Source organism: Massilia sp. X63 (genome assembly GCF_041023745.1).
GTDB lineage: Bacteria > Pseudomonadota > Gammaproteobacteria > Burkholderiales > Burkholderiaceae_D > Telluria.
In genome coordinates, this window is sequence record NZ_JBFTEF010000011.1 from 1 (window position 1) to 11,116 (window position 11,116).

At 65.3% G+C, this 11,116-nt stretch carries 8 protein-coding genes and 1 riboswitch; of the genes, 2 read left to right on the top strand and 6 right to left on the bottom strand.

Annotation, left to right across the window (positions count from 1 at the left end; genetic code table 11):
• Positions 1-144: 144 nt before the first annotated feature.
• The 5 genes from AB3347_RS19350 to AB3347_RS19370 form a co-directional block, all read right to left on the bottom strand.
• Entirely contained in the window at positions 145-2,967 is a 2,823-nt protein-coding gene (locus tag AB3347_RS19350) for an ATP-binding protein (protein WP_369093348.1), read from the bottom strand.
• 8 nt (positions 2,968-2,975) lie between these two features.
• Complete coding sequence (locus tag AB3347_RS19355; RefSeq protein WP_369093349.1) at positions 2,976-3,713, bottom strand: hypothetical protein; 738 nt, start codon at positions 3,711-3,713, stop codon at positions 2,976-2,978.
• Positions 3,706-5,076: a hypothetical protein gene (locus AB3347_RS19360; protein WP_369093350.1), complete on the bottom strand. Its 1,371-nt coding sequence runs from the start codon at positions 5,074-5,076 to the stop codon at positions 3,706-3,708. Before AB3347_RS19360 ends, AB3347_RS19355 begins: the two co-directional genes overlap by 8 nt.
• 166 nt (positions 5,077-5,242) lie before the next feature.
• Positions 5,243-5,992: a DUF3108 domain-containing protein gene (locus AB3347_RS19365; protein WP_369093351.1), complete on the bottom strand. Its 750-nt coding sequence runs from the start codon at positions 5,990-5,992 to the stop codon at positions 5,243-5,245.
• A 1-nt stretch (position 5,993) separates the two neighbouring features.
• Positions 5,994-7,106: a DUF3108 domain-containing protein gene (locus tag AB3347_RS19370; protein WP_369093352.1), complete on the bottom strand. Its 1,113-nt coding sequence runs from the start codon at positions 7,104-7,106 to the stop codon at positions 5,994-5,996.
• 142 nt (positions 7,107-7,248) lie between these two features.
• Here AB3347_RS19370 and AB3347_RS19375 point away from each other — a divergent pair, with 142 nt between their 5' ends.
• Entirely contained in the window at positions 7,249-7,932 is a 684-nt protein-coding gene (locus tag AB3347_RS19375) for a PhaM family polyhydroxyalkanoate granule multifunctional regulatory protein (RefSeq protein WP_369093353.1), read from the top strand.
• A 60-nt stretch (positions 7,933-7,992) separates the two neighbouring features.
• Here the strand turns inward: AB3347_RS19375 and AB3347_RS19380 are convergent, their stop codons facing one another.
• A complete protein-coding gene (locus AB3347_RS19380) occupies positions 7,993-8,625 on the bottom strand; it encodes a PEP-CTERM sorting domain-containing protein (RefSeq protein WP_369093354.1) in 633 nt (210 codons plus the stop codon).
• 520 nt (positions 8,626-9,145) lie between these two features.
• Positions 9,146-9,233: riboswitch (cyclic di-GMP riboswitch) on the top strand.
• 96 nt (positions 9,234-9,329) lie between these two features.
• On the opposite strand from AB3347_RS19380, the gene AB3347_RS19385 reads away from it, so the two are divergent.
• On the top strand, positions 9,330-11,114 hold the full coding sequence (locus AB3347_RS19385) for a S8 family serine peptidase (protein ID WP_369093355.1): 1,785 nt from the start codon (positions 9,330-9,332) through the stop codon (positions 11,112-11,114).
• Positions 11,115-11,116 lie beyond the last annotated feature (2 nt).

Genomic DNA, 11,116 nt, shown 5'->3' on the forward strand with positions numbered 1-11,116 from the left:
AAGGCTGGTCAGCCTCCTGAAAGACGAACGGCCCGGCCGCAAATGCGACCGGGCCGTCAAGGCAGCGCCGAAGCGCTATGCCATTCGAAAGGTCAAGAAGCTACCTTAACTGAACGGCATTAGAGCCGGCGGCTCCCTTTTGTTTTACGCGGCCTTGGCCTCTTCTTTTCTCCGCTGCAGCACGAAGATCGGCTGCGCCCACTGCACGTCCTTCTTCTTCTTGCTGGTGATGAGCGTCAGCTCGGACGGGTCGTACACGTCGGTGTTGTGGGTCAGCGGCGTCGTCATCAGGTACTGGGCATCGGTGTTCTTCAGGAACTCGCCGACCAGCTGGATGTTGCGGATGTCCAGGTGCGCGAACGGTTCGTCGATGAACACGAAGCCGCCCGAGCCTTCCTCGGATTTCAGCAGGCCGATGAGCAGCACCAGGGACTTCATCACCTGCTGGCCGCCCGAGGCTTCGCCGTCGTTCATGCCGATCTGGTCCTTGCCGTCGAACTTGAAGCGCACGTGCAGGCCGGCCTGGGCCAGCTGCACGTCGTCGTTCTCCAGGCGCACCGGATCGGCCTGCACGTCGATGCCCGCCAGCTCGCCCAGCTCCTTGATGTTCTTGGAGTAGGTCTTGATGGTGTAGCGCAGGCGCTCGATGTAGGCCCCGCGCGCGTTGGCCGTGGCCTCGATCGCGCGGTTGTTCTGGTAGCGGCGCTCCTCGGTCTCGGATTGGCGCCCGGACAGCTGGTCGCTCAGGCGCTGGTACTGGTCGATCACGGTGCCGTCCTGTTCCCAGTCGTCGCGCGCCAGGGCGTGCTCGAGTGAGGACAGGCGCAGGTTGACCTGGTGCGCGTTCTGGTGCTTGGCCACGATGGCGCCGCGCCAGTCTGCGTTCTTCCAATTCGTCGGCACGTGGCGCCAGCCCTTGCGCAGTTCCAGCAGCGCCTTGGCATGTTCGGTGCGCTGCTCGATGGTGCGGCGGTTGTTCAGGCGCATGCCGGCTTCGGCTTCGGACAGCGCCATGCGCGCGTTCTGCCACACGGTGTCGGCACGGGTGCGCGCCACCGTCGCGTTCTTGGTCAGCATCGACAGTTCGCCCAGGCGCGCGCCCACTTCCAGGCGCTCGGCCTTGAGCGGCTGGAGCGCGCGGGTCGCTTCCTCGAACTCGGCCTGGCGCGCCGCCAGTTCCTTGGCGGCGTCGACGCCGGCGATGCGGCCCTTCAGCGCGCCCACTTCGGCGGCCAGCTTGCTGATCGCCAGCGTCAGCGCATCTTCCTGTGCTTCCAGGGCCGGGAGCGACTTCTGGATCGCTTCCAGGCGCTGGGTCTTGCCGGCCGAGCCGAAGCGGTAGCGCGAAGGCTCGACGTACAACGAGCGTCCGCCGCGGCGTTCGCGGTGGTAGGCGTCGGGCGTGATCCATTCGTCGCAATCCGACTTGAAGCCGGCATCCACCGAATCCACGCGCTCGATGCGCTCGAGCTGGTCGATCAGCCAGCCCGGCGCCTTGCCGGAGAAGCGCACCACCGACAGCAGGCTGTCGTCCTTGACCACCGGCGCCTCGACGCAATCGGGCACGATGAAGTGGCGGTAGCGCTCCTTCTCGGCCAGGCGGTAGGCCGCCGGCGCATCCTTGGCTTTCTCGAGCAGCACCACCGACGCGTAACCGCCCAGCACACCCTCGACCGCGCCCTGCCACTTCGGATCGGTCACTTCGACGATGTCCGACAGCATGGCGTGGGCGATGCCCTCGTCGCGCAGCGCGCGGCGCATCTGGCGCTGCGCCTCCGGTTCCGGCATGGCGCTCTTGCCCTGCAGGGCCGAGATGGTGGCCAGCTCGCCGGCGATCTTCGCCGCGACGTTGTCGCGCGCCGCCTTCTGCTTGGCCAGTTCGGCTTCTTTTTCGTTGAGCTGGTTGGCTACTTCGGCCAGGTCGGCGCCGGCATCGAGAGACAGCTTCTGCAGGCGCTCCTTCTGCTCGAGCAGGCTTTCCAGCGGCTTGAGCTTCTGGTTGAGCTGGGTCAGCCGGCTGGCCAGTTCGGTGGCTTCCTGCTCCAGCTGGGTTTCCTGCTTCTGCGCCTCGGTCAGGGCGCGCTGCTGGGCAGCCAGCTGCTGGCGCTTCTCGGCCAGGATCGAATCCGCCTGCAACAGCGGCTTGCGCGCTTCCTTGAGGTTGCGGCTGATGGCGGCCGCCTTCTCGCGCGCCTCATGGTATTCGAGCGCCGGCAGCACGTCTTCCTGCAGCCCGCGCTTTTCCTTGTGCAGGTCTTCCCACTGGTGATAGTTGGCCACGCGCAGGCGCAGGCCTTCGAGGTTGATGCGCGAGGTTTCCAGCTCCGCCTCGAAGCGCTTCAGTTCGGTCTCGGTGTCGCGCTGGTGGCGCTTGGCTTCGTCATAGGCGTCCAGCACTTCCTTGTCGCCAAAGACCTGGAACACCAGGTCGAGCAGCTGGCGCGGCGCGTACTCGCACAGTTTATCCGTCTCGCCCTGCTCCAACGCCAGGACTTTCGACATTGCTGGCGACAGGCCGGCCGACGCCAGGCGCTTCTTGTAGTTCTCGACGCCGAGCCAGTCGGTGGCGTCGGTGACTTCCTCGATCTCGACGTTCCCCGGACGCATCAGGTACTGGCGCTTCCAGTCGCCGCCGTTCTTCTGCACCTGGCAGAACAGGGTCACTTCGTCGTCCGCGAAGAAGCCGGAATGGCGGAACGGGCGGTTCGACAGCTGCTTGCCGACCGGCTTGTTGTCGACCACGGCGCGCAGCCAGGCGCTCTGCTGGCCCGAGTGGCGCGCATAGTGCTTGTAGGTGCGGCCCATCGAGCAGTCCAGCCCGAACAGGGTGCGCAGCGCGTCGAGCAGCGTGGTCTTGCCGGAACCGTTCTGGCCGGCGATCGTGATGATCTTGGCGTCCAGCGGGATGTTCTTGATCCGCTGCCAGTAATCCCAGTGGACCAGTTCGAGTGATTTGATGTGGAACATGGGCTACCTCAGTTCGGGCTCAGTGGGGTCGATTCTTCGTCGGCGGCGTCTGCAGCCACTTCGACGACGGCATCGTTGGCGGCGTCGCTATCGGTAACGATGCGGCGCGGGGCCGCAGCCAGCGGCGCGCGCTTGAACACCTCGGCCAGCGCGCCGTTGATGATGCGTTCCTTCAGCAGGTCGGTGTCCATCATCAGGTCCAGCAGCGGGCCTTCCAGGATCACGTCGCCGCGGCGCTCGATGAAGCCGAGCTTCGAGAGCACGCCCAGGTTCATGTCCATGCGGGTCTTCTTGCCCAGCTTGTCGCCGAAGTCCGACAGCAGCGCGGTGTAGGAAATGCCGATCGAGGTGTCTTCGGCGCGCGGGATCGACGCCTCTTTCTCGAACATGTCGGTCTGGTCGTCGTCCACCGTGACGTGGGTCTCCTGGCGCTCGCGCTTCGGGAGGATGATTTGCGCCCACAGCACCACCAGCAGCGCCACGCCGTCGCGGGTCAGGCCGAAGTTGTTGTTCTGCCAGATGTCCTTGGCGCCGAAGATCTTCGGTTCGACGTTGCGGTGCAGGGCGATGGTCACGTGGTCGGCATAGACGTTGTCGAGCAGCTTCAGGCCGCATTCGAGCAGGCGCTTGTCGACCTCCTGGCGGAACTGCTCGTCGGACAGCGCGCGCTTGACCATCTTGTCGTCGCGGCGCAGGGTCTGGTGCGTCAGCAGGCGCGCGATCAGGATTTGTGCGTCGTCATTCATCTGGAGTACCGCTTTCAAGATTCAGTGAGAGGGAGGCGATCGACATCGCCGCCACTTCCGGGTCGTCGAGCTGGATCATCTCGTCGGTCGGTTCGAATTTCACGGGCAGGCGCGCCAGCTCGGCAGTCGCGCCCTGCAGGCTGGCCTCGGACGCGTCGCCCAGCAGCGGCAGCAGCGAGGCGCGGTAGGACGCGACGGCGAAGCTGGCCGGCAGCAGCGATTCGTGCAGCGCCACCTTCTTCGGGCCGATGTCCGAGAATTCCGGGAAGTTGCCCAGGTTGGCGAAGTCGGCCAGCTTGTTGATCCAGTCGTTCAGTTCCGCCTGCATGGCCGGGTTGTCGTTGACCGTCAACGGCGCATCCTGGCCCGAGGGCAGGCCCTTGGGCCCGGTCGAGGTCACGCGTTCGAGCAGCAGCTCGGTCTCGGCCACGTCGATCATCTCGGCCGGGGTGCCGAACAGCGGCACCACCGGGCGGTCGATCGCATCCTCGGCCAGGCTGGCCAGGTCGTCGTGGGCCAGCAGCCAGCGCTTGACGTCGGTGGTCGACAGGCCGGACTGGCCAAGGTGCACACGCTGGCGCTCGATCTGGTTCAGCGCGCGCGAGAACATGCCCTGCATGTTCAGCAGCGCGCTCTGGGCGCGGCCGATGGCCTGCGCCGCCTTGTGGGTCGCCGAATCGGCCGCCGGATCCTGGGTGATGGCGCGCAGGATCACGGAGCCCTTCTCGACCCAGTCGCAGGCCATGTGCCACTTCGCCTGCGAAGTGCGCAGGCGGAATTCGGAACCGGAAGCGATGGCGTCGCGGAACTCCTCGGTGAGCTCCACCAGGCGGCCCAGCAGGTGGCGCAGCTGCTCCACGGTGACACCGCCCACGGCCTGGGCGCCGGCCACCTGCGACAGCAGGAAGCCCATTTCGGCGTCGTCTTCTTCCGGCTTGCCCAGCGTGATCAGGGTGTCGAGCGCGGACAGCACATTGCGCGCCAGCGGCGTGATGCGGTAGACGGCGGCCGGAGCGTCCCAGGCCAGCAGGCCGTGGCTGCGCAAGCGGTTCAGGACCGTCTCCAGGCTTTCGGCGGCCAGGTAAGCCAGCTTGTTGTTGATGTCGGCGCGCGAGAAGCTCGATGCGCCAGTGTCGCTGGCCAGCTCGCGCAGGACCAGCAAGCGCACCAGCACGCCGTCCTGGGTGCCGTGGAACAGCGCCGTGAAGGCGGACAGCATGGGCTGGGCGCGCTTCAGATGGTAGACCTGCTCGATCTCGTCGGGCGCAACGCCGTGCTGGAAGTGCGCCTGCAGCGGGTCATCTTCCTGGGGAGTCGAAAGGGAGTCTGCGGCGAGCGCCGCGCCGCCAAGGTGGTCGATCATTTGGATACCGTTCTCTGGCGCGAACAGGCACAACCGGTCCGCGGGGGCGCCAGTATAACAGTTTAGGATCGGCAACTAGCAGTCCCGGGCGCGGCTCATTGCAGGAAAGACACACCCATCCCTTGCCTTAAAAACAAGACAATATTGCCAAAATGTGGCGCGATCCTCAGCGCTTCGTCACGCTTTCCAGGGTCTGCTCGACCTGTTCCTTGTCGCCGTCGGCATAGCGCAGCTTGACCGGAAACCACTCCTGCTGGGGCGCGAGCCAGATCTCCAGCACCTGGTCCTTCTTGTCCGCCAGCGGCTGGCGCGCCACCACGATGGCGTCGACGTCGCCCAGGCCGGTGCGCACTTTTTCGCGCCGGAGCACCTTGAACACCCAGGTTTCGGCGTCGCTGCGCCCGGCCACGAAGAACGGCCACTCGGAACCCGGCTTGAATCTGCCGCCCGCGGCGCGCGCCACGGCGGCCAGCTGCCAGGTGATCGAGGCGCGGTCCTGCTCGCCGCCCTGGAGCGGGTAGACCTGCTTGCTTTCGCTGAAGCGCAGCGCCCTGGCCTCGCGGTCGAAGGTGGTCGTGGTCGGATCCTTGCGCAGGCGCTTCTCGGTGAACTCGCCCGGCGCCAGGCCGAAGGCGTCGACCGTGCCGCTGCTGCGGTCCGCGGTGATGGTGCCCAGCACCGGCACGCGCGATTCGGCGCTGACGCTGTATTTGCCGTCGCCGGCACGCCAGGTGACGATGGCCTCGCCCTTCAGGCTGAAGCCGCGCTGGCGCGCCTGCAGCGCGTAGTGCAGGTCGGCCGAAGGCGGCAGCTCGAAGGGGCGCTTGATGGCGGGCGGCGCCTCCTGGGCGGTGGCGGGACCGAGTGCCAGCGCGAGCAGCAGGCTGCCGGTGGCACGTAGAGCGAATCCTTGCATATCAAATTCCTGGTTGGGTCATGGCGATGTGATTCGCCGTTTGTGTCGTGACGGCGCCGTTGGCTTCGCTGCTGCGGATCTGCACCGGCAGCCAACCGTGCGCCGGCGAGAGCCAGATGTCCAGCCGCGACTTGTACGAGCCCTGCTTGGGCGGGCGCGCCACGCGCACGGTCTGCAGGCGGCCCATCGGGGTGTCGATCTCCTCGGGTCCGACGACGTTGAAGGTGTACACGCTGCCCCAGCGGTCTTCGCCGACGAACATGTCGATGTCGCCGGAGAGCTGCGCGGGGTCGCCGCGCGCGATGGCGGACAACTGCAGCGGCACCGTGGCCTTGTCCTGGGCGCCGGGCAACAGCGCATAGTTGTTCTGCGAAGCCGAGAAGCTCACTTTGTTGCCGGGCCAGTCGAAATGGGTCGCCGTGAGGGCGCGGCCGCGGCGCTTTTCCGTCATCTTCACCGGCGCCAGGCCGGTATTGCCGAGGTAACCCTCGCTGGTGAGCACCGCCAGGTTCACGCGCGCGAACACGATCTTGATGCCGGCCTCGAAACGCATCTGGTAGGCATGGTCGTTCCGTTTCCACGACAGCAGGGCCTGCCCGCTCCATTGGGTGCCGTCGGCGTCGGTACGCGCCACGGTATAGCTGAGTTCGGCCGGCGGCGGCACGTCGACCTTGTAGCGGCGGATCGTATGCACGATGGGCGCCGGGCCTGGGTCGGGCGCGGCCGGCATGGCTTGCGTGACAGGTTCAGCGGTGGCCACTTGCGGCGAAGGAACCGGCTCGACCGGCGGCCTGCTCGCTTCCGCCGGCGGGCCGGGCGGTACCGGCTCGCCCACCGCGTCCTCGGCAATGGCGATGGTGGGCAAAGGCGCAAAGTCGGGCAAGGGCGGCTGCAGCATGGACGGCTTGGGCGGCGGGACCGCTTCCTCGGCGGGAGCAACCGACGGCAGTGCGGGCAGCAGCGCCGTGCTGACCATCGCTTCGCCATCGCGCGCCGGCAGCGCAAGGCCCTGCGTGCCTGCGGTGAGCCAGCCCAGCGCCAACCAGTGCAGCAGCACGACCAGCGTGCCCAGCACCAGCGCGCGGCGCCGCTGGGGGAGGAAAGCGGAACTCATGCCGCTAGTGTAGCCTGAGCGCGCCCCGGGTGCAGGCGGGCAGCGCAGCGGATGCGCACTGCTCCCCCCGCCCTTGTCGTACGGGCTTTGTCAGGTGTTATTTATCTGCTACGCTAGGCTGTCTACCAAACGGAGAATACCGATGCTCAAGCCACCCATGCCGAACGCTGCCGGAATGACCGACACACTCGAATTCGTGAAGAACCTGTGGGGCAGCATGAACGTCCCCGGCGTCGGGATGCCCGGCATGAGCGGCTCCAGCCTGACCACCGAAGACCTGGACAAGCGGATCGCCGACCTCAAGGCGGTCGAATCCTGGCTGAACCTGAACCTCGGCATGTTGCGCGGAACCATCCAGGCCCTGGAAGTGCAGCGCGGCACGCTGGCCACGCTCAAGGCCATGGGCGACAGCATGGCGCAGGCCATGCAGCGCGCCGGATCCGATCCCGCCATGGCGGCACCGTTCGCGCAGTTCTTCGCACAGCCGGCGGCCACGCCGACGCCGCCTCCCCCGCCGGCGCCGCAGGCCGACAGCGCCAAGGCCGCGCCTGCGGACCTGGCGAATGCCTCTGCCGCCAACAGCGCGATGCCCGCGGCAGTCGCTTGGTGGAATTTGCTGCAAGATCAATTCCGCCAAGCAGTCAGCAGCGCGATGCCGGCAGCCGGCGCCACACCGGACGCGTCCGAGGCCAACACCGCTGGGGCGGCAAAGGCCACGCCTGCTGAACCGAAAGCCCGGGGCGGATCGCCCTTGGACGTCTCCGGCGGTCAGGGCGGCTCGGGACGGGTCGGGCGCAATCCCCGCGTGAAAGCCGACAAAGGCTGATGCCTCCCCAAACGAAACAGGCTGCCGCAGCAGCCTGTTTCAGATGAGCGAACTGCAGGCTCAACGCTTGCGGCGGCGAGCCATACCGACAGCAGCCAGGCCCAGGGCGCCGAGAGCCAGGGAACCTGGCTCAGGTACAGTACCGCCCGGCGGCACGACAGCCGTATCGGTAGCCAGCAAGGTGATCCGTGCGGTCGCGGTCTGCATTCCGCGCTGGCTGAACACGAGGTCATTCAGGGAGATCTGGAACTTGCCAGTGGTACCGAAGTTGACGATTTCCGGCGTCCAGGCGAGCGTCAGGTCAACGGCGTCATCGTTGATCGGGCCGACAACAGGCGTTGCAGAGGCGGTCACCGTGCGCGAAAACGCGTTCGGCGCGGCGAACGTGAAATTAGCGAAGACTTTCAAGAGATCGGTTTCGTTGGCATCGATGCCGGCATTTGCTTCAGTCAGTTCGGCCGTGCCGAATTTGAATTCAAAGAACTGGCCGACAGTCGTCAGGTCGAAATCCTTGGCGGTAAATCCTGTGGTCAGGAATTCCATACCAAGTAAACCGTCGTTATTTGCGCCGTTCACGGCATAACCACCTTCATGCGTGAAACTGATGTTGCTGACGGTAAACGGCGTTGCAAAAGCAGGGACAGCGAAACAGATGGCGGATGCGAGGCCGAGGACAAGGTTCTTAATTTTCATTTGGACATTCCTTAGGGTGGACAGGTAAGTTTCGAAACACGAACACTTCTAAGCAATGACTGTGCCAGCGTTGAATGTCTAGGCAAAACAATCACTTAAGCAATTTCCCCTAATTGTTAAATCGAAACTGCCAGCATTCCCGACGAAATTTAGCAATGCCAATGTAATTTAGTTAATTTTCATTATCGAAAAGCAATTTTTATCAAAGTTACGTATTCCCAATGAGGAAAATTGCTCCAAAGCCCATAACGAAGCGCATCCGCGCCTTACTACTGTAAGTTTTTCCGACAAATCAATCGTTGCAAATAGTCAACTTTGTTATATTTATGAAATTCTTGGTAAAAAAATGGACGGTTTTGTGACATTGTCGCCACACCTCGCTCTATCCCGCTGACGCCTCAACGCCGCCCCTTGACGCCTCTCCAGTCCACCTCTACCGATGAGGGAGTGGCTAATTTTCCTCAATTTCTGGTTACAAAAATATTGCCCGACGAAAACCCGAGGGCTATACTTTGTTCCAATTCTGTAAGGGCAAACTCCGCGAAAGCGGAGGACGCAAAGTCAACGGTCTAACGGGCTAGGTGCCCCAGGACGGCAGGACTGCCAGACAAGCATTCGTGCTGCCGGACGCCACGCGTCCGTACGCACCTCGTCTGCAGTGATCCTGTCATTTCAATCCCATGAATGTGAACTGGATCCGCAACATGTACATCGCTCCCATCTCCTCTCTCAAGAAAACCGGCATGGCCGCCGCCGCCGGCATCGTCGCCCTCCTCGGCGCCGCCCAGGCCAGCGCCGCGCCACCTGCCGAATTCGCCCGCGGACGCGTGCTGATCGAAGCGCGCGCCGGCCTGTCGGACGCAGTGCTCGACAAGCTGGTCAAGGCGCAGGGCGGCAAGCGGCGCAAGCTGGGCCAGAGCCGCCTGCATGTAGTGGAGCTGCCGCCGGGACTGTCGGAGCAGGATGTGGTGGCCAAGCTGTCGCGCCGTCCGGAACTCAAGTTCGCCGAGCTCGACCGCAAAGTACGCGTGGCGATGGACGCCAACGATCCGTATATCGGCAGCGCCTGGCACATCGCCAAGATCGGCGCACCGAGCGCCTGGGACCGCAGCCAGGGCGGCGGCGTGACCATTGCCGTCCTGGATACCGGCGTGAACGTGGCGCATCCTGACCTGAAAGACCGCATCGTTCCCGGCTACAACGTCTACGACAACAATACCGATGTCAGCGACCTGTGCGGCCACGGCACCGCCGTTGCCGGTACGGCCGCCGCCAGCACCAACAATGCGCTGGGCGTGGCAGGTGTCGCCGGCAGCGCCCGCATCATGCCGGTGCGTATCGTCTTCAAGGACAGCACCGGCTGCTATGCCTATACCAGCACGATCGCCAACGGCATCACCTACGCCGCCGACAACGGCGCGCGCATCGCCAACGTCAGCTTCGTGGGCATCGCCGACAGCGCCGCGGTCAAGAGTGCGGCACGCTACATGAAGGACAAGGGCGGCCTGGTGTTCATCTCGGCAGGCAACAACAACATCGACGAAAACGTGGCGCCGGACGATGCCTTCGTCATCGTGTCGGCGACCGACAGCAGCGACAACCGCTCGAGCTTCTCGAGCTGGGGCAGCTTCGTGTCGCTGTCGGCGCCGGGCTCCGGCATCTGGACCACCAACAATGCACTCGGCTACTCGGCCTGGAACGGCACCTCGTTCGCGAGCCCGGTGGGCGCCGGCGTCGCCGGGCTGGTGATGGCGCTGCGTCCCGAGCTGAACGCCGCGCAGGTCGAGTCGCTGCTGTTCTCGACGTCGGTCGACCTCGGCACTGCGGGCCGCGATCCCATCTATGGTTACGGCCGCGTGAATGCCGCCGCCGCCGTCAGCGCCGCCGCCAGCTACGTGCCGCCGGTCGATGCGACCGCGCCGCAAGTGGCCATCGCTGCACCGCTGGGCAGCAGCTCGGTCTCGGGCCTGGTGCCGGTCAGCGTGAATGCCAGCGACAATGTCGGCGTTGCCCGCGTGGAGCTCAAGGTCAACGGTACCGTGGTGGCGGTCGAGACTGCCGCACCCTTCGGCTTCAGCTGGGATTCCACCGGCGTGGCCAACGGCATGAACAGCCTGGTGGCGGTCGCCTATGACGCCGCCGGCAATGCGGGCAGTTCCGCCAGCGTTGTCGTCAACGTGGCGAACGCCAGCGCGCCGGTGATGAAAGACACCGAGGCGCCGGCCGTCGCCATCAACAACCCCGTCAATGGCGGCAGCGTCAGCGGCCCGACCACGGTGAGCATCAGCGCCTCGGACAACGCGGGCGCGGCCGGCATCAGCCTCAGCCTGTCGATCGACGGCAAGCCGGCGGCGTCGGGCAAGGGCGGCTCGCTGTCGTACAACTGGAATACCAAGAAGTTTGCCAAGGGCCTGCACACGCTCGGCGTCAGCGCGCGCGATGCCGCCGGCAACACCAGTTCCAGCAGCATCAGCGTCACCGTGCGCTGAGC

Bases quoted from the DNA above. Each gene is read 5' to 3' on its own strand.
- AB3347_RS19375 (WP_369093353.1), top strand. From the start codon at position 7,249: ATGCTCAAGCCACCCATGCCGAACGCTGCCGGAATGACCGACACACTC.
- AB3347_RS19380 (WP_369093354.1), bottom strand. From the start codon at position 8,625: ATGAAAATTAAGAACCTTGTCCTCGGCCTCGCATCCGCCATCTGTTTC.
- AB3347_RS19365 (WP_369093351.1), bottom strand. From the start codon at position 5,992: ATGCAAGGATTCGCTCTACGTGCCACCGGCAGCCTGCTGCTCGCGCTG.
- AB3347_RS19355 (WP_369093349.1), bottom strand. From the start codon at position 3,713: ATGAATGACGACGCACAAATCCTGATCGCGCGCCTGCTGACGCACCAG.
- AB3347_RS19370 (WP_369093352.1), bottom strand. From the start codon at position 7,106: ATGAGTTCCGCTTTCCTCCCCCAGCGGCGCCGCGCGCTGGTGCTGGGC.
- AB3347_RS19350 (WP_369093348.1), bottom strand. From the start codon at position 2,967: ATGTTCCACATCAAATCACTCGAACTGGTCCACTGGGATTACTGGCAG.
- AB3347_RS19360 (WP_369093350.1), bottom strand. From the start codon at position 5,076: ATGATCGACCACCTTGGCGGCGCGGCGCTCGCCGCAGACTCCCTTTCG.
- AB3347_RS19385 (WP_369093355.1), top strand. From the start codon at position 9,330: ATGTACATCGCTCCCATCTCCTCTCTCAAGAAAACCGGCATGGCCGCC.